At 67.2% G+C, this 21468-nt stretch carries 12 protein-coding genes and 1 tRNA gene; 8 read left to right on the top strand and 5 right to left on the bottom strand.

Annotated features, from left to right (window positions below; all coding sequences use genetic code 11):
- Nucleotides 1-36: 36 nt before the first annotated feature.
- Entirely contained in the window at nt 37-1179 is a 1143-nt protein-coding gene (locus AC5Y2S_RS13910) for an aromatic ring-hydroxylating oxygenase subunit alpha (RefSeq protein WP_499956693.1), read from the bottom strand.
- 40 nt (nt 1180-1219) lie between these two features.
- Between AC5Y2S_RS13910 and AC5Y2S_RS13905 the strand changes: the two genes are divergently transcribed.
- The 5 genes from AC5Y2S_RS13905 (at nt 1220) to AC5Y2S_RS13885 (ending at nt 14453) form a co-directional block, all read left to right on the top strand.
- Entirely contained in the window at nt 1220-2095 is an 876-nt protein-coding gene (locus AC5Y2S_RS13905; protein ID WP_499956692.1) for a MerR family transcriptional regulator, read from the top strand.
- Between the two features lie 69 nt (nt 2096-2164).
- On the top strand, nt 2165-2884 hold the full coding sequence (locus AC5Y2S_RS13900) for a DUF1906 domain-containing protein (protein ID WP_499956691.1): 720 nt from the start codon (nt 2165-2167) through the stop codon (nt 2882-2884).
- A 502-nt stretch (nt 2885-3386) separates the two neighbouring features.
- Entirely contained in the window at nt 3387-12641 is a 9255-nt protein-coding gene (locus tag AC5Y2S_RS13895) for a fatty acid synthase subunit beta domain-containing protein (protein ID WP_499956690.1), read from the top strand.
- 28 nt (nt 12642-12669) lie between these two features.
- A complete protein-coding gene (acpS, locus tag AC5Y2S_RS13890) occupies nt 12670-13062 on the top strand; it encodes a holo-ACP synthase AcpS (RefSeq protein WP_066928483.1) in 393 nt (130 codons plus the stop codon).
- Nucleotides 13059-14453, top strand: coding sequence for a dipeptidase (locus tag AC5Y2S_RS13885; RefSeq protein ID WP_499956689.1), 1395 nt, complete (start codon nt 13059-13061; stop codon nt 14451-14453). Before acpS ends, AC5Y2S_RS13885 begins: the two co-directional genes overlap by 4 nt.
- A gap of 4 nt (nt 14454-14457) precedes the next feature.
- Here AC5Y2S_RS13885 and AC5Y2S_RS13880 read toward each other — a convergent pair whose 3' ends face one another.
- The 3 genes from AC5Y2S_RS13880 to bcp all read right to left on the bottom strand — a co-directional run bounded on the left by AC5Y2S_RS13880 (nt 14458) and on the right by bcp (nt 16862).
- Nucleotides 14458-15009, bottom strand: coding sequence for a DUF3060 domain-containing protein (locus tag AC5Y2S_RS13880; RefSeq protein WP_499956688.1), 552 nt, complete (start codon nt 15007-15009; stop codon nt 14458-14460).
- Nucleotides 15010-15283: 274 nt separating this feature from the next.
- Complete coding sequence (locus AC5Y2S_RS13875) at nt 15284-16051, bottom strand: PE family protein (protein WP_499956687.1); 768 nt, start codon at nt 16049-16051, stop codon at nt 15284-15286.
- A gap of 331 nt (nt 16052-16382) precedes the next feature.
- Nucleotides 16383-16862: a thioredoxin-dependent thiol peroxidase gene (bcp, locus tag AC5Y2S_RS13870; protein WP_499956686.1), complete on the bottom strand. Its 480-nt coding sequence runs from the start codon at nt 16860-16862 to the stop codon at nt 16383-16385.
- A 94-nt stretch (nt 16863-16956) separates the two neighbouring features.
- Here bcp and AC5Y2S_RS13865 point away from each other — a divergent pair, with 94 nt between their 5' ends.
- The 3 genes from AC5Y2S_RS13865 (at nt 16957) to AC5Y2S_RS13855 (ending at nt 21253) form a co-directional block, all read left to right on the top strand.
- The gene (locus AC5Y2S_RS13865; protein ID WP_499956685.1) at nt 16957-17184 is read left to right on the top strand and encodes a DUF3618 domain-containing protein; all 228 of its coding nucleotides are present in this window, start codon (nt 16957-16959) and stop codon (nt 17182-17184) included.
- Between the two features lie 689 nt (nt 17185-17873).
- A complete protein-coding gene (locus tag AC5Y2S_RS13860) occupies nt 17874-18296 on the top strand; it encodes an MmpS family transport accessory protein (protein WP_499956684.1) in 423 nt (140 codons plus the stop codon).
- Nucleotides 18293-21253, top strand: a complete 2961-nt coding sequence (locus AC5Y2S_RS13855) for an MMPL/RND family transporter (RefSeq protein ID WP_499956683.1) — start codon at nt 18293-18295, stop codon at nt 21251-21253. The genes AC5Y2S_RS13860 and AC5Y2S_RS13855 overlap by 4 nt, the downstream gene beginning before the upstream one ends.
- Nucleotides 21254-21281: 28 nt before the next feature.
- Here the strand turns inward: AC5Y2S_RS13855 and AC5Y2S_RS13850 are convergent.
- Nucleotides 21282-21354 (bottom strand) — tRNA-Lys (locus AC5Y2S_RS13850).
- Nucleotides 21355-21468: the final 114 nt, after the last annotated feature.

Here is a 21468-nt window from a genome sequence, read left to right as displayed (position 1 = left end):
AATTCGCAGGTGTTCACTCGCACTTTCGCTGCATATTTACAGTCTCGGCGCGAGCGCTTCGGCCCAGGTGATGTGGCGGTGCTGCAGCCCAGGTTCGTTGCGGCCGAACACCAGATGATCCCGAGCGCCCGACTCGAGGTTGGCCTGTAGGCCCTCGACCAGCCGGTAATCCTCGTCGCGGACGGTTGCGTGCGCATACTCGAAGACGGCTCGAGCGCCGGCGGCCACCGATTCGTCGGACAGGTCCAGCGGTGTCGAGTTCTGGTGCACGGTAATCGACCGGCCGGGTCGGTCGCCCGGGTAGATGCGGAAGAGCTCGCCGTTGGCGATGGTCACCGACAGCACGATATTGGGGAACAGCGCGTAAATCACGACCATGTTGTGGAACGGGTCCCACTGCTCTTCGGGAACATCGTCGAGATCCAGGATCGTGTTGAGCGGGAAGATCAACCGGTGATGGGGCCCGTACGAGTCGAACACCGTGCAGTTGCTCCGAGCGATGGTGGCAAAGGTTTGCCGGTGCACGGTGGCGAAATGGTAGTTCTCCGCGAAGGTGTCGGCCGCCAGCTTCCAATTGATCGGAAAGTCGAGCACCTTCTCGCCGAGTGGGGACCACCGGCCGATGCCCCACGAATCGAGCTCGTCGGCCAACGGCCCCAGGTGCGCCGCGACGTCCAGGGTCGCGCCGGGATCCAGCGCGATCCAAAGGAATCCGGCGTACTCGGCCGCCGGAAGTTCGGTCAAACCGTCGGACTTGATCGACGCCTCCGGGAACCCCTCATGTCCCGGAAGCGCCACCAAGCGCCCCGTGTTGTCGTACGTCCACGCGTGGTAGGGACACGTGAACCGCTTCGCCGTGCCGCACCCCGTCGCGACCGGCGATTGGCGATGCAGGCAGACGTTGTCGAACGCCTTGACCGAACCCTCGGACGTGCGGGTCAGCAGGATCGATCGGCCCATCACCTCCTTGGTGCAGTACGCGCCCGGACCTGGCAGCTCCGAGACGTAGCCGACGAGCTGCGGGCTGGCCAGGAGCATGGCCCGGTCCAGCTCGTGTCGCTCGACCGACGTGTAGTCCCGTGCGTTGACCCGATGTTGTGACGCGGCGAGGTCGGTCGTCTTGTCGCGCGCCAGCTTGCACGCCCGCCTGGTCAGGTCGATGAGCTGGTCGCGCTCCATATGCCCAGTACAGACCTTGTGACAGTTGTAAGGTCAAGCCGTGGCTGAGCAGTTGCTGATCGGCGACGTCGCGGCCCTGACCGGAATCGCCTCGGGCCGCATCCGCCACTACGAGAAAATCGGTTTGCTGCACGCCGAGTACCTGAGCAACGGCTACCGCGTGTTCGACGTCGACCAGGTGCTCGAGCTGCTGCGCATCGACCTGATGAGAAGCCTCGGCGTCGGCATCAACGACATCCAGCGCTTGCTCGACGGCGGTCAGACCACTCTGGCGGCGCTGCTGGACGAGCACCGCACCTTGCTGGTGCGCGAACGCGACCGGCTGGATCAGCTGATCGCGGCGATCGACACCGCCACCGGGATCGCCGACGCGACCGACCTTGACGAGAACCTCCTGCGCAGGCTGGCGACGAGGCATCGCGACAGCATCGGCGTCATCGGCAGGCTCACCGAACCGCTCTCCGCGCCCGTCACCGCGATGTACGCCAGCTTGTTCGACGAGTGGGAGCTGCCGGTTCCCGCCTTGTTCGGGCAGATGGCGTTACCGCCCGCGGCCAGCACGCTGCTCGAGCAACTGGCCGAGACGCCTGGACATCAGGTGCTCTTCGACCGACTGCGTAAACTCGCCAACGACGTTGTTTCGTTAGACGAAAGCGATTCCGCGGCAACGGAACTCGCGTGCTCCTGGATCGACGCGCAAGTGGCCGACCCGTTGCCCGACGACGTGGTCAGCGTGCTGCGGCGGGTGCAACCGTTGCTCGTGAACGACCCGGTGATGGTGCAGGGATTCCGCGCCTGGGCCGGATCCATCAGTCCGGCGGCCGCCCGTTTCCTCGAGGAGATATCGCGGCAGACCACCCGCCGCGGCCTGGAGGCCATCATCGTCATCGTGCTGCCCGGCGATGCGCCGCCGTGACGCATATGTGACCGCTGTGACGTAAGTGGTTCATGGGGCGCGTGATGTTCCTGTCGTACCCTGTGGCATGTGTCGGTCTCGCGGCGTGACGTGCTCAAATTCGCGGCCGCGACCCCGGGTCTGGTAGGGCTCGGCGTCGCGGCGGCGTCGTTGCGCGCCGCGCCCGCATCGGCGTCGCTCGGCACCCTGCTGGACTACGCGGCGGGGGTCATCCCGGCCAGCCAAATCAGGGCCGCCGGGGCGGTCGGTTCCATTCGCTACGTCTCGGACCGCCGGCCGGGCGGCAACTGGATGCTGGGCAAGCCGATTCAGGTCGGCGAGGCCCGTGACCTGAGCAGCAACGGGCTCAAGATCGTCTCGTGCTACCAGTACGGCAAGGGGTCCAGCGCCGACTGGCTGGGCGGCGCGGGTGCGGGCCTGCAACACGCGCAGCGCGGGATGCAGTTGCACGCCGCCGCCGGCGGTCCGGCGAACGCCCCGATCTATGCGTCGATCGACGACGACCCGTCGTACGAGCAGTACAAGCAGCAGATAGTTCCGTATCTGCGCTCCTGGGAGTCGGTGATCGGGCACGAGCGCACCGGCGTGTACGCCAATTCCAAAACCATCGACTGGGCCCTCCACGACGGCCTCGGCTCGTACTTCTGGCAGCACAACTGGGGCTCGCCGAAGGGCTTCGCCCATCCCGCCGCGAGCCTGCATCAGGTCGAGATCGACAAACGAAGCGTCGGCGGCGTCGGGGTCGACATCAACGAAATCCTCAAACCCCAGTTCGGTCAGTGGGCCTAGCGGCCGGACGGTCCAACTTCCAGCAAACACTCGTTCGCTCATTTTCGGGCAAGCTGGGTTCGCCGGACCGGACTGACGCGGTGTCAGTGGCCGTCAAGCGAGTCGGTTTTTTTAACATAACGATTACATAACAATCGTGCCTTGATCAGCGCAGTTATGGCTACTCGACCGTAACCACCTGCATGCAGCAGGTTTGTTCGCCGCGCCCGCGCGGGCGGTTAAACCCGGTGTTACCCACGACACGGTTACCCGCGCGTAGAACTCACCAGTAACCAATCAACATGCAAAAAGGGCACTGATCCTTATGACACTCTTAGTACAGCCGATGCCGTCCGCCGCGTCGCTCCACCCATCGGGGCGTTCCGCCGACAGCACACCGGCCAGCCGTCCTCCGGCTGTGATTCGACGGGGAATCGACTGAGACCGACCAGGCCCCGACCCGCGGGGTCGACCGGCCGAACGAAACCGAGACGTAAAGACGCATACAGGGGAGATACAGAACGTGACGATCCACGAGCACGACCGGGTGTCCGCCGACCGCGACGGAAACGAGGGCCCGCACTGGGGGCACCACCCGCTTGCGGGGGACGCCCATGCTCTGGTCGACCGTCTGACCGCCGGCGAGCCGTACGCCATCGCCTTCGGCGGCCAGGGCAGCGCCTGGCTGGAAACCCTCGAGGAGCTGGTGTCCTCTGCCGGGATCGAGACCGACCTGGCAACGCTGGTCGGTGAGGTGGAACTGCTGCTCGAGCCGGTGGCCAAAGAGCTGGTCGTGGTGCGTCCGATCGGTTTCGAGCCGCTGCGGTGGGTGCGCGCGCTGGCGGCCGAGGATCCCATCCCGTCGGACAAGCACCTGACGTCGGCCGCGGTGTCCATCCCGGGCGTGCTGCTCACGCAGATCGCGGCGGCGCGCGCACTGGCCCGGCAGGGCATGGATTGGACCGCGACGCCGCCGGTGGCCGTCGTGGGGCATTCGCAGGGCGTGCTCGCCGTCGAGGCGTTCAACGCCGCGGGCGCTCGTGACATCGAACTGCTGGCGCTGGCGCAGCTGATCGGCGCGGCCGGGACGCTGGTCGCCCGTCGGCGCGGAATCTCCGTGCTGGGCAACCGCCCGCCGATGGTGTCGGTGACCAACGCCGACCCCGACCGCATTCGCCGGCTGCTCGACGAGTTCGCGCAGGATGTCCGGACCGTGCTGCCTCCGGTGCTGTCCATCCGCAACGGCCGGCGGTCGGTCGTCATCACCGGCACCCCCGAACAGCTCTCGCGCTTCGAACTGTATTGCCAACAGATCTCGGAAAAGGAAGATGCCGACCGCAAGAACAAGGTCCGCGGCGGCGACGTCTTCGCACCGGTCTTCGACCCGGTCCGGGTCGAGGTGGGCTTCCACACGCCGCGGCTGGCCGACGGCATCGACATCGTCGGCGGCTGGGCCGAGAAGGTCGGCATCGACGTGGCACTGGCCCGCAAGCTGACCGAGGCCATCCTGGTGAACGGCGTCGACTGGGTGGACGAGATCACGAGCGTTCACCAGGCCGGCGCACGCTGGATTCTCGACCTGGGCCCCGGGGACATCCTGACCCGGCTGACCGCGCCGGTGATCCGCGGCCTCGGTGTCGGCATCGTGCCCGCCGCGACCCGCGGTGGTCAGCGCAACCTCTTCACCGTCGGGGCCACCCCCGAGGTCGCGCGCGCGTGGTCGACCTACGCCCCGGGCGTGGTCCGCCTTCCCGACGGCCGGGTCAAGCTCTCGACGAAGTTCACCCGGCTGACCGGGCGCTCGCCGATCCTGCTCGCGGGCATGACCCCGACCACCGTCGACGCCAAGATCGTGGCGGCCGCGGCCAATGCCGGGCACTGGGCCGAGCTGGCCGGCGGCGGGCAGGTCACCGAGGAAGTCTTCGCCGACCGCGTCGAGGAGCTCTCCGGCCTGCTCGAGCCCGGCCGCACCTATCAGTTCAACGCCCTGTTCCTCGACCCCTACTTGTGGAAGCTGCAGGTCGGTGGCAAGCGGCTGGTGCAGAAGGCCCGCCAGTCCGGCGCGGCGATCGACGGCCTGGTGATCAGCGCCGGCATCCCGGATCTCGAGGAAGCCGTCGAGTTGATCGACGAGCTCAACGACGTCGGCATCAGCCACGTGGTGTTCAAGCCCGGCACGGTCGAGCAGATCCGCTCGGTCATCCGCATCGCGACCGAGGTGCCCACCAAGCCGGTGATCATGCACGTCGAAGGCGGGCGCGCCGGCGGGCACCACTCCTGGGAGGACCTGGACGACCTGCTGCTGGCGACCTACTCGGAGTTGAGGTCGCGGCCCAACATCACGGTCTGCGTCGGCGGCGGCATCGGCACCCCCGAGCGGGCGGCCGAATACCTGTCCGGGCGCTGGGCCGAGGCCTACGGCTTCCCGTTGATGCCGATCGACGGCATCCTGGTCGGCACCGCGGCGATGGCGACGCTCGAGTCCACCACCTCGCCGTCGGTCAAGCGGATGCTCGTGGAAACCACCGGCACCGACCAGTGGATCAGCGCCGGAAAAGCCCAGGGCGGCATGGCTTCCAGCCGCAGCCAGCTCGGCGCGGACATCCACGAGATCGACAACAGCGCCTCGCGGTGCGGCCGGCTGCTCGACGAGGTCGCCGGTGACGCCGACGCGGTCGCCGAGCGTCGCGACGAGATCATCGCGGCGATGGCCAACACCGCCAAGCCGTACTTCGGCGACGTGGGGGAGATGACCTACCTGCAGTGGTTGCGCAGGTACGTCGAATTGACCATCGGCGAGGGCGATTCGACCGCGGACACCGCGTCGCCCGGCAGCCCCTGGCTGGCCGACACGTGGCGTGACCGTTTCCAGCAGATGCTGCAGCGCGCCGAGGCGCGTTTGCACCCAATGGATTTCGGCCCGATCGAGACGGCCTTCGATGACGCGGCCCTGTTGGAGAGCCCCGACGAGGCGATCGCGACGCTGCTCGCGCACCACCCGGACGCCGAAACGGTGCAGCTGCACCCGGCCGATGTGCCCTTCTTTGTCACGTTGTGCAAGACGCTGGGTAAGCCGGTCAACTTCGTGCCGGTCATCGACAAGGACGTGCGGCGCTGGTGGCGCAGTGACTCGCTGTGGCAGGCCCACGATGCCCGCTACGACGCCGACCAGGTGTGCATCATCCCGGGGACCGCGGCGGTGGCCGGCATCACCCGGATGGACGAACCCGTCGGCGAGTTGCTGGACCGCTTCGAGCAGACCGCCATCGAAGAGGCCTTGGCCGCGGGTGCGGAGCCCCGAGCCGTCACGTCGCGCCGGCGCGGTCGCACCGACGTGATCGGACCGCTGGCCGTCGTGCTCGACGCCCCGGACGTGCAGTGGGCCGGCCGGACCACGACCAACCCCGTTCATCGAATCGCCCAGCCGAGCGACTGGCTGGTGCACGACGGACCCGAAAGCCAGCGCGCCACCCACTCCTCGACCGGTGCGCGGCTCCGGGTCAACGGCGACGCCGTCGTGCTGAGCGTGCCCGTGTCGGGCGCGTGGGTCGACATCCCATTCCGGTTGCCCGCCAACACCGTTGACGGCGGCACCCCGGTCGTGTCCACCGAGGATGCCGCCACAGCCATGCGCGCGGTCCTGGCGATCGCCGCGGGTGTCGACGGGCCGGACTTCCTGCCCGCCGTCACCGACGGGACGGCCACCCTGACGGTGGACTGGGATCCCGAGCGGGTCGCGGATCACACCGGGGTCACAGCCATCTTCGGCGAGCCGCTGGCACCGAGCCTCACCACCGTCCCCGACGCGCTCGTCGGCCCTTGCTGGCCCGCCGTTTTCGCGGCGATCGGCTCGGCGGTCACCGATTCTGGCGTCCCGGTGGTGGAGGGCCTGCTGAGCCTGGTGCATCTGGACCACGCCGCCCACGTGGTCGGCTCTCTGCCGACGGAGCGGGCCCAATTGACGGTCACCGCAACGGCTTCCGGCGCGGTCGACACCGACATGGGCCGGGTGGTTCCGGTGTCGGTGACTATTTCGGATGCGGGCGGCGCGGTAATCGCCACGCTGGCCGAGCGTTTCGCGATCCTCGGGCGCACCGGTGCGGCCGAGCTCACCGATCCGGTCCGGGCCGGCGGCGCGGTCTCGGAGAACGCGACCGACACCCCGCGCCGTCGCCGCCGCGACGTGACGCTGGCCGCGCCGGTCGACATGCGCCCGTTCGCGGTGGTGTCCGGTGACCACAACCCCATTCACACCGATCGGGCGGCCGCGCTGCTGGCGGGCCTGGAATCGCCGATCGTGCACGGCATGTGGCTGTCGGCCGCGGCGCAGCATGCGGCGACCGCCACCGACGGCAAGGCCCGCCCGCCCGCTAGCCTGGTCGGCTGGACCGCGCGGTTCCTGGGCATGGTCCGCCCGGGCGACGAGGTCGATTTCCGGGTGGATCGCGTCGGAATCGACCAGGGCGCCGAGGTTTTGGAGGTGGCCGCGCGGGTCGGCTCGGACCTGGTGATGTCGGCTACCGCGCGGCTGGGCTCGCCGAGGACCGTCTACGCGTTCCCCGGCCAGGGCATCCAGCACAAGGGCATGGGCATGGAGGTGCGCGGCCGGTCCAAGGCGGCGCGCAAGGTGTGGGACGCCGCCGACAAGTTCACCCGCGACACGCTGGGCTTCTCGGTGCTCCACGTGGTGCGCGACAACCCGACCAGCATCATCGCCAGCGGCGTGCACTACAACCACCCCGAGGGCGTGCTGTACCTGACCCAGTTCACCCAGGTCGCGATGGCGACGGTGGCCGCCGCGCAGGTCGCTGAGATGCGCGAGCAGGGCGCATTCGTCGAAGGCGCCATCGCGTGCGGTCACTCGGTCGGTGAGTACACCGCCCTGGCCTGCGTGACGGGCATCTACGAGCTGGAAGCTTTGCTGGAGATGGTGTTTCACCGCGGGTCGAAGATGCACGACATCGTGCCCCGCGACGAGTTGGGTCGCTCCAACTACCGGCTGGCGGCGATCCGGCCCTCGCAGATCGACCTGCCCGACGAGGAAGTTCCCGCGTTCGTCGCCGGAATCGCCGAGAGCACCGGTGAATTCCTCGAGATCGTGAACTTCAACCTGCGCGGCTCGCAGTACGCGATCGCCGGTACGGTCCGCGGCCTGGAGGCCCTGGAGGCCGAGGTCGAGCGCCGGCGCGAGCTCACCGGCGGACGGCGCTCGTTCATCCTGGTGCCGGGCATCGACGTGCCGTTCCACTCGCGGGTGTTGCGGGTGGGGGTGGCCGACTTCCGGCGAGCGTTGGAGCGGGTCATGCCGCGCGACAAGGACCCCGGCATCATCATCGGCCGCTACATCCCGAACCTGGTGCCGAGACCGTTCACACTGGACCGCGACTTCGTCCAGGAGATCCGGGATTTGGTGCCCGCCGAGCCGCTCGACGAGATCCTCGCCGACTACGACACCTGGCGTCGCGAGCGGCCAGCCGAGCTGGCCCGCAAGGTGTTGATCGAGCTGCTGGCCTGGCAGTTCGCCAGCCCGGTGCGCTGGATCGAGACCCAGGACCTGCTCTTCACCGAAGAGGCCGCGGGCGGTCTCGGTGTTGAGCGGTTCGTCGAGATCGGTGTGAAGTCGGCGCCGACCGTCGCCGGCCTCGCCACCAACACCCTCAAGCTGCCCGAATACGCGCACAGCACAGTGGAAGTGCTCAACGCCGAGCGCGACGCCGCCGTGCTGTTCGCCACCGACACCGACCCGGAGCCGGAGCCAGAGGACGAGGTCGACGACGCCGCCACAGCCACCGCGGACGTGCCGGAAACGGCCGCGGCCGCACCGGTTTCGGCGCCTGCCGCTCCGTCGGGGGCCGCCCGACCGGACGACCTCACGTTCGACGCCGCCGACGCCACCCTGGCGCTGATCGCGCTGTCGGCCAAGATGCGCATCGACCAGATCGAACAGCTCGACTCCATCGAGTCCATCACCGACGGGGCGTCGTCGCGGCGCAACCAGCTGCTGGTGGACCTCGGCTCGGAGCTGAACCTCGGCGCGATCGACGGCGCCGCGGAGGCCGATCTAGCCGGCCTGCGCTCGCAGGTGACCAAGCTGGCGCGCACCTACAAGCCCTACGGCCCAGTGCTTTCCGACGCGATCAACGATCAGCTGCGCACGGTTCTGGGACCGTCGGGCAAGCGGCCGGCCGCGATCGCCGATCGGGTCAAGAAGACCTGGGAGCTCGGGGACGGCTGGGTCAAGCACGTCACCGTGGAGGTTGCGCTGGGCACCCGCGAGGGCACCAGCGTTCGCGGCGGCGCGATCGGCCACCTGCATGAGGGCGCACTGGCCGATGGCGCCTCGGTCGACAAGGTCATCGACGCGGCGGTCACGGCGGTCGCCGCGCGGCACGGGGTCTCAGTAACGCTGCCGTCGGCCGGTGGTGGCGGCGGCGCGACCGTCGACGCGGCCGCCCTCTCCGAATTCACCGACCAGATCACCGGGCGCGACGGCGTGCTGGCCTCGGCGGCCCGCCTGGTGCTGGGCCAGCTGGGCCTCGACGATCCGGTCAGCGTGTCGCCGGCGGCCAGCGATGCAGAGCTCATCGACCTGGTCACCGCCGAATTGGGCGCGGACTGGCCGCGTTTGGTCGCTCCGGTGTTCGACGCCAAGAAGGCCGTCGTGTTCGACGACCGCTGGGCCAGCGCCCGCGAGGACCTGGTCAAGCTTTGGCTGGCCGACGAAGGCGACATCGACGCCGACTGGATGCGGCTGTCCGAGCGGTTCGAGGGCGCCGGCCACGTCGTCGCCACCCAGGCCACCTGGTGGCAGGGCAAGTCGCTGGCCGCCGGCCGTCAGATCCACGCGTCGCTGTACGGCCGCATCGCCGCTGGCGCCGAGAACCCGCTGCCGGGTCCGTCCAGCAGCGAGGTCGCCGTCGTGACGGGCGCGTCCAAGGGGTCGATCGCGGCGTCGGTGGTCGCACGACTGCTCGACGGTGGCGCCACCGTCATCGCGACGACATCCAAGCTCGACGACGAACGGCTGGCGTTCTACCGCGGGCTCTACCGCGACCACGCCCGTTACGGCGCCGCGTTGTGGGTGGTGGCGGCCAACATGGCGTCCTACTCCGATATCGACGCATTGGTCGAGTGGGTCGGCACCGAGCAGACCGAAAGCCTTGGGCCGCAATCGATTCACATCAAGGACGGCCAGACCCCGACGCTGCTGTTCCCGTTCGCCGCGCCGCGGGTCGCCGGCGACCTGTCCGAGGCCGGTGCGCGCTCCGAGATGGAGATGAAGGTCCTGTTGTGGGCCGTGCAGCGGTTGATCGGCGGACTGTCGAAGATCGGCGCCGAGCGCGACATCGCGTCGCGCCTGCACGTGGTCCTGCCGGGCTCGCCCAACCGCGGCATGTTCGGCGGCGACGGCGCCTACGGCGAGGCCAAGTCGGCGCTGGACGCGCTGGTGAGCCGCTGGCACGCCGAGTCGTCGTGGGCGGCCCGAGTCAGCTTGGCGCACGCGCTGATTGGCTGGACCCGCGGCACCGGCCTGATGGGCCACAACGACGCGATCGTCTCCGCCGTCGAGGAGGCCGGCGTCACCACCTACTCCACCGACGAAATGGCCGCGATGCTGCTGAGCCTGTGCGACGTGGAGTCCAAGGTGGCCGCGGCCAGCAAGCCGATCGCGGCCGACCTGACCGGCGGGCTCGCCGGCGCCGACCTCGACATGGCCGAACTGGCCGCCAAGGCGCGCGAGGAGATGTCGGCCGAGGCCGCCCACGACGACGATGACGCCGCCGCGGGAACCATTCGCGCGCTGCCATCCCCGCCGCGCGGCTACCGGCCGGCACCGCCGCCGGAATGGGATGACCTCGACGTCGACCCCGCCGACCTGGTGGTGATCGTCGGCGGCGCCGAGCTCGGACCGTACGGCTCGTCGCGCACCCGGTTCGAGATGGAGGTCGACAACGAGCTGTCGGCCGCCGGCGTCCTCGAGCTGGCCTGGACCACCGGGCTGATCCGCTGGGAGGACGACCCCCAACCCGGTTGGTACGACACCGAATCCGGTGACCTGGTCGACGAGTCCGAGCTCGTCGAGCGCTACCACGACACCGTCGTGGAACGATGCGGCATCCGCGAGTTCGTCGACGACGGCGCCATCGACCCCGACCACGCGTCGCCGCTATTGGTGTCGGTGTTCCTCGACAAGGACTTCGCTTTCGTGGTGTCCTCAGAGGCCGACGCGCGCGCCTTCGCAGAGTTCGACCCGGAGCACACGATCATCCGGCCGGTGCCCGACTCCAGCGACTGGCAGGTCATCCGCAAGGCCGGCACCGAGATCCGGGTGCCGCGAAAGACCAAGCTGTCCCGGGTCGTCGGCGGCCAGCTACCCACCGGGTTCGACCCGACGGTATGGGGCCTCAGCCAGGACATGGCGAGTTCCATTGACCGGGTGGCGGTGTGGAACATCGTGGCGACCGTCGACGCGTTCCTGAGCGCCGGCTTCAGCCCGGCTGAGGTGATGCGCTACGTGCACCCGAGCCTGGTGGCCAACACGATGGGCACCGGCATGGGTGGCGGCACGTCGATGCAGACCTTGTACCACGGCAACCTGTTGGGCCGTAACAAGCCGAACGACATCTTCCAGGAAATCCTGCCGAACATCGTTGCCGCACACGTGGTTCAGTCCTACATCGGCAGCTACGGCGCGATGATCCACCCCGTCGCTGCCTGCGCGACCGCCGCAGTCTCGATGGAGGAGGGCCTCGACAAAATCCGGCTGGGCAAGGCCGAGATGGTGGTGGCCGGTGGCATCGACGACCTGACGCTCGAGGGCATCATCGGCTTCGGCGACATGGCGGCCACCGCGGACACCGGCATGATGCGCGGCCGGGGCATCCACGACTCGAAGTTCTCCCGGCCCAACGACCGGCGCCGGCTGGGCTTCGTCGAGGCCCAGGGCGGCGGCACCATCCTGCTGGCCCGCGGCGACCTCGCGCTCAAGATGGGCCTGCCGGTGCTCGCGGTGGTCGCGTTCGCGCAGTCGTTCGGCGACGGCGTGCACACCTCGATCCCCGCCCCGGGCCTGGGTGCGCTGGGCGCGGGCCGCGGCGGCAAGGACTCGCCGCTGGCGCGGGCACTGGCCAAGCTCGGCGTCGGCGCCGACGACGTTGCCGTGATCTCCAAGCACGACACGTCGACGCTGGCCAACGATCCCAACGAGACCGAACTGCACGAGCGGCTGGCCGACTCGCTCGGCCGCTCGCCGGGCGCCCCGTTGTTCGTGGTGTCGCAGAAGAGCCTCACCGGCCACGCCAAGGGCGGCGCCGCGGTCTTCCAGACGATGGGCCTGTGCCAGATGCTGCGCGACGGGGTCATCCCGCCCAACCGGAGCCTGGACTGCGTCGACGACGAGCTGGCGGGTTCCGCACACTTCGTCTGGGTGCGAGACAAACTGCGGCTCGGGGAGAAGTTCCCGCTCAAGGCGGGGATGCTGACCAGCCTCGGGTTCGGCCACGTGTCCGGGCTCGTCGCGCTGGTACACCCGCAGGCGTTCATCGCGGCGCTGGACCCGGAGCAGCGCGCCGACTACCAGCGGCGTGCGGACGCGCGCTTGCTGGCCGGCCAGCGCCGGCTCGTGTCGGCCATCGCGGGCGGCCCGCCGATGTACCAGCGGCCCCCGGACCGTCGCTTCGACCATGACGCGCCGGAGAAGCGGCAGGAGGCGGCGATGCTGCTGAATCCGGCCGCCCGGCTGGGTGATGACGACGCGTACGAGGTCCCTGCCGGGTGACGTCGTCCATCGGTTAACCTGGCCAGCCATGGGCATTGTCGGTGTGGGGATCGATCTCGTCTCCATCCCTGATTTCGCCGAGCAAGTCGACCAACCGGGAACGGCGTTCTCCGAGACGTTCACTCCGGGTGAGCGGCGCGACGCCTCGGACAAGAGCTCGTCGGCTGCGCGCCACCTGGCGGCCCGCTGGGCGGCGAAGGAAGCGGTGATCAAGGCCTGGTCGGTGTCGCGGTTCGCGCAGCGGCCCGTGTTGCCGGAGGACATCCACCGCGACATCGAGGTGGTCACCGACATGTGGGGCCGGCCCCGGGTCCGGTTGACCGGGGACATCGCCAAGCACCTGGCCGATGTGACGATCCACGTGTCGCTGACGCACGAGGGGGACACCGCCGCCGCGGTCGCGATCTTGGAGACTCCTTGAGCGCGAGCAGACACAAAATCGCACGAATTCCGCCCGATCTACGCGATTCTGCGTCTGCTCGCGAGATAGAGGAGCGCGTCCGCGAGGTGTTGCCGTCGGTGCGCCGCGATCTCGAGGACCTGGTGCGCATCGAATCGGTGTGGGCCGACCCCGCCCGGCGCGACGAGGTGCACCGCAGCGCGCGGGCGGTGGCGGACCTGTTGTCGCAGGCCGGTTTTGGCGACGTGCGCATCGTCAGCGAGGGCGGGGCACCGGCCGTCATCGCGCGGCATCCGGCGCCGCCCGGAGCGCCCACCGTGTTGCTGTATGCCCACCACGACGTGCAGCCCGAAGGCGACCACACCCAGTGGGCGTCGCCGCCGTTCGAGCCCACCGAACGCGATGGGCGGCTGTACGGCCGCGGCAGCGCCGACGACAAGGCCGGTGTCGCAACGCATTTGGCGGCGTTCCGGGCGCATGGGGGCCGGCCGCCGGTCGGCGTGACGGTCTTCGTCGAGGGCGAGGAGGAATCCGGCTCGCCGTCGCTGGGCCGCTTGCTCGCCGCCCATCGCGACGCGCTGGCCGCCGACGTGATCGTCATCGCGGACTCGGACAATTGGAGCACCGACACCCCGGCGCTCACGGTATCGCTGCGCGGGCTGGTCGACCTCGTGGTCGAGGTCGCCACGCTCGACCACGGGCTGCACTCGGGCCTGTGGGGCGGTGTGGTTCCCGACGCGCTGAGCGCCCTGGTGCGGCTGCTGGCCAGCTTGCACGACGACGACGGCAACGTCGCCGTGGCCGGCCTGCACGAAACCGACATCAGCTCACTGAATTACCCCGACTATCCGCCCGAGCGGGTCCGCGCCGATTCCGGCGTGCTGGAGGGGGTGTCCGAGATCGGTTCGGGTTCGGTGCCGCAGCGGCTGTGGGCCAAACCGGCGATCACGGTGATCGGCATCGACACGACACCCGTTGCGGCAGCGTCGAATACGCTCATCCCACGGGCCCGGGCCAAGGTCAGCATGCGGATAGCGCCGGGCGGTGACGCGGAGGCGCACCTGGACGCGTTGACCACGCACCTGCAGCGGCACGCCCCGTGGGGCGCGCGGGTCAGCGTCACGCGCGGCGACAAGGGCGAGCCCTACGCCATCGACGCCAGCGGCCCGGTTTACGACGCCGCCCGAGCGGCCTTTCGGCAGGCCTGGGGCGCCGAGCCGATCGACATGGGCATGGGCGGCTCGATCCCGTTCATCGCCGAGTTCGCCGCCGCGTTCCCGCAGGCGAAGATCCTCGTCACCGGCGTCGAAGACCCGGGCACCCAGGCGCACAGTGTCAACGAGAGTCTGCACCTGGGCGTGCTGGAGCGTGCGGCGATCGCCGAGGCGCTGCTGCTGGCCAACCTGGGTTAGCTTCTCAACGGTTGCTCAGGCGCTCCGAGACGATGTTGTTGCTTCCTGTCTTGTTGATCGTCGGTGCGCCGGAGTGGTAGATCACCGCGTTGTCGTCGCCGATGATGCCGATGGTGTCCGCGCTGTCGACGGTGACTTTGTTTGCGCTACCCCGGATGTCGAGCCGCAGGCAATGGCCGGTGACGGTGTATGTGTTGTTGCCCCCGTCCAGCTCGAGGTTCCCGTTGTTGCAGTCGATCGTGCCTGTCGTGCCGGCGTTGATCATGATGAGGTGTCCATGCACGGTGTCCTTGTTGTAGTGAGTCGCCACGTAGCACCCGATCGCGAGCACGGATGCAATCGCAATCCCCAGTAGCACCCGTCCTTGCGGGGTTTTGGCCAGCTTCGCGACGCCGCGAAACGGCGGCGAGCTGTGCCCGGGTAACTGTCCACCGTTCCATGTGCCGGGTGGTGGGAACGGGTCCGTGTTGAACGGCTGGGGCGTGGGCCCCGGCGTCTGGCCGACGCCGCGCTCCAGGTCGCGGATGTACTGCTCGGGATCTTCCTCGTTCTTCATGGTCGACTCCTTACGCTTCCCCTTCTAGGAGCGTGCCGCCACTTTGTCGCATTGCCCTTGCAATATTCTTGTGCCGCTAGATCGACGAGTCGCGGCGCAGCTTGGCGACGCGGCTGGTGGCTTGACATCGAGGTGCAAATTTGACTCCGTCACCAACGATGGACCGTGGATCCGTGCCATCGCCCGCGTTGTCAGGGACAGCCTCAACCGTTCATATCTACGACGTAACTCCCTGATCGCCACCAAAGGAATGCCCCCTGATTTCGGCCAGGGACTAACTGCCTGGCGGCAAGAATTGTGTGAAGGGGTCTGGCAGCGGCGGTGTTGGCGGGAATAAGCCATCGAAAGGAGTTACGAGCGAATAGCTCGGCACCTTGTCAAGCACCCCAGTGCTTGCCCGTACGCCAAAGCCGGAAGAGGTGGTCCAAGTTATGCTGCTCGCGCTTTGGGAGGTCTCATCGTGGGCCACGTACATTTCCTGGTAGCCGAGCGGCATGGACAAACCCAAAACGTTAACGCTGTAGACCTTTGTGATCGTGTCTTGCATCCCGTTGAGACCCCAAGGAGTACCTCCGGGATCAATCGTCGTCGCGGTGATGAATCCTCCCAGATATGATTCGGTGCTCACGCTGGGAAATCCTGTTCCCGACAATGCCTCGGCCGCGTTGGCTGCCGCAGCGCCCTGCCCCGCACCAATCAACGGATGGTCGAGCAGGGCCTGAGCTGGTGCGCTTATCGCGCTGGCTAGCGTCTGTTGAGCATTTGCGACCTCTGTATGCAAGTACTGCGCCGCACCACCGTTGAGCAGTCTTACGAACTGGTCGTGGAAAGAAGCGGCCTGGGCGCTAAGTGCGTGAAACTCTTGTGCACTTGCACCAAATAGCGCCGTGATTGCCGCTGACACCTCATCTGCAGCCGGAGCCGCGATTGCCGTCGTCTGGGCCGCTGCCGCCACATTGGCGGTCCGTAATGCGGAGCCAATACTCTGCAAATTGCCGGCCGCCGCCGTGACAATGTCCGGCACCACATTGAGCAACGACATGACCAGTTCCTCCTCGAAGACGCCCCCGGCGGTGGGTCACGGAAGTGTAACAACAAGTGCTCAAACTTGCGGTGCGTCGTCCGCGCACCTTTTACCGATGTGTTTATGCCGACGCCGCGCCACAACTGGGCGTCGACATTAAGTTGGAAATCACAAGAGCTGGAAAGTAGCGGCCGATTGTGGCCGGCCCTATTTCCGCGGCGCTCTGATGTGAGGCGACCTTGGTCGACTTGGCCACCCGCTTGCCCCTGATCGAATCACCAAGTCCGGCCGCGATCCCCGAATACCCTTGTCCGACAGCGCCAACCACGTCAAACCGCCCCGGGTAAGCTCAGACGAGTTGGGCGATGATCTTCGCGATATTCGTCGCCGTGTGCGCGGCCTTCACGTTGTACTGCGCGATGGCGATCTTGCCCTTCTCGTCCACCACAAAGGTCGACCGAATCACGCCGGTGACGGTCTTGCCGTACATCTGCTTCTCCCCGTACGCTCCCCACGCCGTCAACACCTTGCGATCGGGATCGGATAGCAGCGGGAACGTCAGCTCCTCGGCGTCCCGGAATTTGGCGAGCTTTTCCGGCTTGTCGGGCGAGATGCCCACGACGTCGACGCCGGCGTCGTTGAGATCGTGCAGGTTGTCGCGGAACGCGCAGGCCTGCTTGGTGCACCCCGGTGTGGACGCGGCCGGGTAGAAGTACACGACGACGCGGCGCCCCTTGTAGTCGGCAAGCGACACCTTGTTGCCGTCGGCGTCGGGCAGGCTGAATGCGGGCGCCTTGTCGCCCGCGGCGAGCCGCGTGGTCTCGGTCAACGTGGGTCCTTTCTGTTCACCGGCGCGTTGGGGTTATCGCCGGCTGATCTAGGGTAGTGCCTCAGGTGCATAGGCGGACTTGGAGGACAGACACGTGGCGGACCGGGACCCCGAGGCCATCAAGCGGGACATCGACGTCGCCCGCGATCAGCTGGCGGCCACCGTCGACACACTCGCCGAGCGCGCCAATCCTCGCCGTCTCGCCGACGACCTGAAGGCCCGCGCGGTCGAATTCGTCAAGAAGCCCGTGGTGATCGCCTCGCTGGTGGGGATCTCTTCGGTCGTGGTGATCGTCGTGGTGCGCAGGGTCAGGGACCGCTGACTTCAGGGGCCAGCTCGCCCGTTATCTCGTGGCCTTGCCGGCTTCGCGACGAGTCTTGTCTTTCACGTGGGTCGAGCAGCAATGTGTTAAGTCGCAATGGAACCGGTCACTGCATTCATGCGAACAATAAACTGACGCGGCCGGAAGCCAGTCCGGATCGGACAGGTCACGCCGTCGGTCGTTCGGATCGAACGTATGGCCGCAATGTACGCAGGTCTTGACCTTGGTCTTGGTAGCCATGTCGGTCAGCGTACGCGCCATTGCCCTTAATCTGTGATGGTTTTCACACCGTGACAACAATCGGCGTCTTGCAGAGTGTCTGAAACAAATTCAGCCGTCTTCGATCCCCGCTATAGCCGCACGGCGACACGACAACGCGGCCATCTCGATGAGACCGACGGGCGTGAGGCCAACACACAGTAAGCCAGCGCCTCAGTGCGAAATCCCTTGTGGCGAAGACGCTTGCATGCCCATCGGCTGTTGAGCGTCGCTTCGTGCCGTCGCGCGCGAACAACCCACCCTGGCGTCACGTCGTCGCCCAGCGACCCGGGACGTACGGCGCGGGGCCGAGGCGACCGCGCACCGCTCGGAATTAACTCGGCAGTCAACGCGTTAGCTAGCGACGACCCGCGGCGACACCAGGTGTTTTCACCTGCGTTCGCCGCAAACTCCTAACCGGGGGGACGGTGTTGAGGCTTCTTAAGCGGGCGTGGGTGCCGCTGGTGGTCGCGGTGGCACTGATCATCGGCGGCGTGGCGGTGGGCCGGCTCAACGGAGTCTTCCCCGGGCCGGGGATCCCCAAGCCCGATCCCCGGGATGCGACCCCGCCGTACGCGGCCAAGACGGCCATCTATGAAATCTTTGGACCGCCCGGGACCGCCGGCGTCGTCAACTGGATGGATGCGGACGCGCAACCGCAGAAGGCCAACTTCACCACCTTGCCGTGGTCGCAGACGATAGTCGCCGAGATGCCCGGCATCTTCGCCTACGTTGTCGCCCAAGGTGACAGCCCGTCTATCGGGTGCCGGATAACGGTCGACGGCAAATTGGTCGATCAACATGAGGTCACTACGCGTGATGCGCAGGTCTCGTGCTTGGACAAATCCGCATGACCGACACCGCCACCGCCGACACGGACGAAATCCCGGTCGCGCAGCGCACCGAAGTCGAGCGCAGGCCGCGGCTGGCCCGCACCATCCGGATCCTGGCGCTGCCGATCGTCGTGGTCTGGCTGCTGATCGCGGTCGGCGTCAACGTCTTCGTCCCCCAGTTGGAAAAGGTCGCCGAGGACGTCTCGGTGCCGCTGTCGCCATCTGATGCGCCGTCCGTGACGGGGATGAAGCACATCGGGGAGAAATTCAAGGAGTACGACTCCGACAACCTCGTCCTGGTGACCCTGGTCGGTGACAAGCCGCTCGGCGAGGACGCCCACCGGTATTACGACGATCTGGTCAAGAAGCTGCAGCAGGACACCCAGCACGTCGAGCACGCGCTGAATTTCTGGGGGCAGCGATTCACGGCCTCGGGTGTGGAGAGCTACGACCACAAGGCCGCCTACGTCCAGGTCAACCTGCGCGGTGACCAAGGCGGCGCCGTCGGCGACAAGTCGGTTGACTCGGTTCGCAAGATCGTCGAGGACTCGAAGCCGCCGGCGGGGGTGAAGGCCTACGTCGCGGGCCAGGGTGCCCTGACCGACGACACGATCGTCGTGGGCAACGCGAGCCTGTTCAAGATGACGATCATCACCGTCGTCATCATCGCGATCATGCTGGCGTTCGTCTATCGGTCCATCGGCACCGTGCTGCTGACGATGGTGATCCTGTTCGTCGGACTGGCCACCGGGCGCGGGGTGGTGGCACTGCTGGGCAACACCGGCATCATGGGGCTGTCGACCTTCGCCGTGAACCTGTTGACAGCGCTGGCCATCGCGGCCGGCACCGACTACGCGATATTCATGGTCGGCCGCTACCAAGAGGCCCGGGAACGGGGCCTGGACCGCGAAGCCGCCTACTACGACACCTTCGCCGGCGTCAGCAAGGTGGTGCTGGGCTCGGGTCTGACGATCGTCGGGGCGCTCGCCTGCCTGAAATTCACTCGGTTGCCGTACTTCAGCTCGTTGGCGTTCCCGTGCGCTCTCGGTCTGCTGGTGGTGGTAGCCGCGGGGGTGACCCTGACGCCGGCGCTGATCGTGGTCGCAAGCCGCTTCGGTCTTTTCGACCCGAAGCGAAAGTTCAACTACACCCGGTGGCGCCGTCTGGCGACGGCCATCGTGCGTTGGCCGGCGCCCATTCTGGCTACTTCGGTCATCCTGGCGATCGTCGGCGCCATCGGCTTGGCGGGCTTCAACCCCCGCTACAACGACCTGTACTACCTGCCACACAGCGCTTCCTCGATCCGCGCGTACGACGCGGCGGATCAGCACTTCACCCAGGCCCGGTTGAACCCGGACCTGCTCATGATCGAATCGGACCACGATCTGCGCAATCCGACCGACATGCTGGTGCTCGACAAGATCGCCGGAGCCATCTTTCATGTGCCAGGAATCGAACGGGTGCAGAGCATCACCAGGCCGCTGGGCCCGCCGATTCAAGACGGATCCGTCCCGTTCCAGCTCAGTGTGCAGAGCGCTCCGATCAGGGACAATCTGAGCTATCTGAAGGACCGGATCGCCGACATCAAAAAGATCACCGGTTTCCTCGACACTCAGATCGCCCTGTTGGAGCGCCAGTACGCGGTGACCCAGAAGCTCGCCAACGCCGCCGAGGACAGCTCGAAGACCACCGCGGAGACGGCGGCCATCACCGACGAAATCCGGGACCACATCGCGGATTTCGATGATTTCTGGCGACCGATTCGCAGTTACTTCTATTGGGAGAAGCACTGCTTCGACATCCCGATCTGCTGGTCGCTGCGAAGCCTATTCGACGCCCTGGACGGATTCGATCAGCTGGCCGAAAAGTTCCACGCCCTCACCGGCGATCTCACCAACACGGCCGCTGCCACGCGCGAATTGCTGGCGATCATTCCCGAGAACATCGCTGTGTCGAAGTCGATCCGGGATACGACGCTGACCATTTACAGCTCGTTCGACAGCCTGATCGATCAGTTCGACAAGCTGACCGACACGAGCGCCGTGATGGGCAAGTCCTTCAACAACTCTCAGGTGGAGAGCCTGTTCTACCTGCCACCCGAGATCTTCGACAACCCCGACTTCCAGTTGGGGTTGCGCTTGATGGTGTCGCCGGACGGCAAAGCCGCTCGTTTCATCATCACCCACTCCGTGGATCCGGCGACGACGGAAGGAATTTCGTCGGTCGACAAGGAGCGCCAAGCGGCCAAGGAGGCGATCAAACTCACCTCGTTGCAGAACGCCGACATCTACCTCGGCGGTACGGCCGCAACGTTTTACGACATCGCCAACGGCGCCAAATACGACCTGATGATCGCCGGGGTGGCCTCGATCGTTCTCATCTTCATCATCATGGTGATCGTCACCCGAGCCTTGGTCGCCGCGGGCGTGATCGTCGGCACGATCGTGATGTCGCTGGGAGCGGCCTTCGGGTTCTCTACACTGATCTGGCAGCACCTGCTCAACTTCCAGTTACACTGGGTCGCAACCGAATTCGCGTTGATCGTGCTCTTGGCGGTGGGGTCGGATTACAACCTGATGCTGGTGTCCCGAATCGAGGAGGAGATCGGGGCGGGCCTGAAAACGGGTCTCATCCGCGGCATGGGGCTCACCGGCCCGGTGGTGACGGCCGCCGGTCTCGTGTTCGCCGTCACCATGGCCACGATGATCACCAGTGATCTGCGGGCGATCGGCCAGTTCGGCACGACGATCGGGCTCGGCCTGATGTTCGACACCTTCGTCGTGCGATCGCTGATCACGCCGTCGATCATGACGGTGATGGGACGCTGGTTCTGGTGGCCGAAGCGGGTACGGGTTCGCCCGGCCAGCCAGATGCTTCGGTCCGTCGGGCCGCGCCCGCTGGTTCGTGCGCTGCTGTACCAGCCGCGGCATGCGGATGTGCAGAGTAGCGCCCGGGACAGCACGCCGGTTGCAGGTTGAGGCGTCGTTCAGACGCGTCCGGTCAAAGTGCGCCGTCAGGGTTTCGAACCCCGGACCCGCTGATTAAGAGTCAGCTGCTCTACCAACTGAGCTAACGGCGCCGTGTACGGCCGAGACCGCGTACGCGACAATAACAGGCGTCCTGCCGCGAAGCGAAATCCCGATGTCCGCCAGGATACCTGTCTCCGCGCCGGGCGGCCGTCCCCTTTCCCGGC

This window comes from Mycobacterium sp. NGS69 (assembly GCF_059812165.1).
The sequence above is the reverse complement of the archived record's forward strand: the minus strand, read 5'-3'. Positions and strand labels throughout refer to the sequence as shown.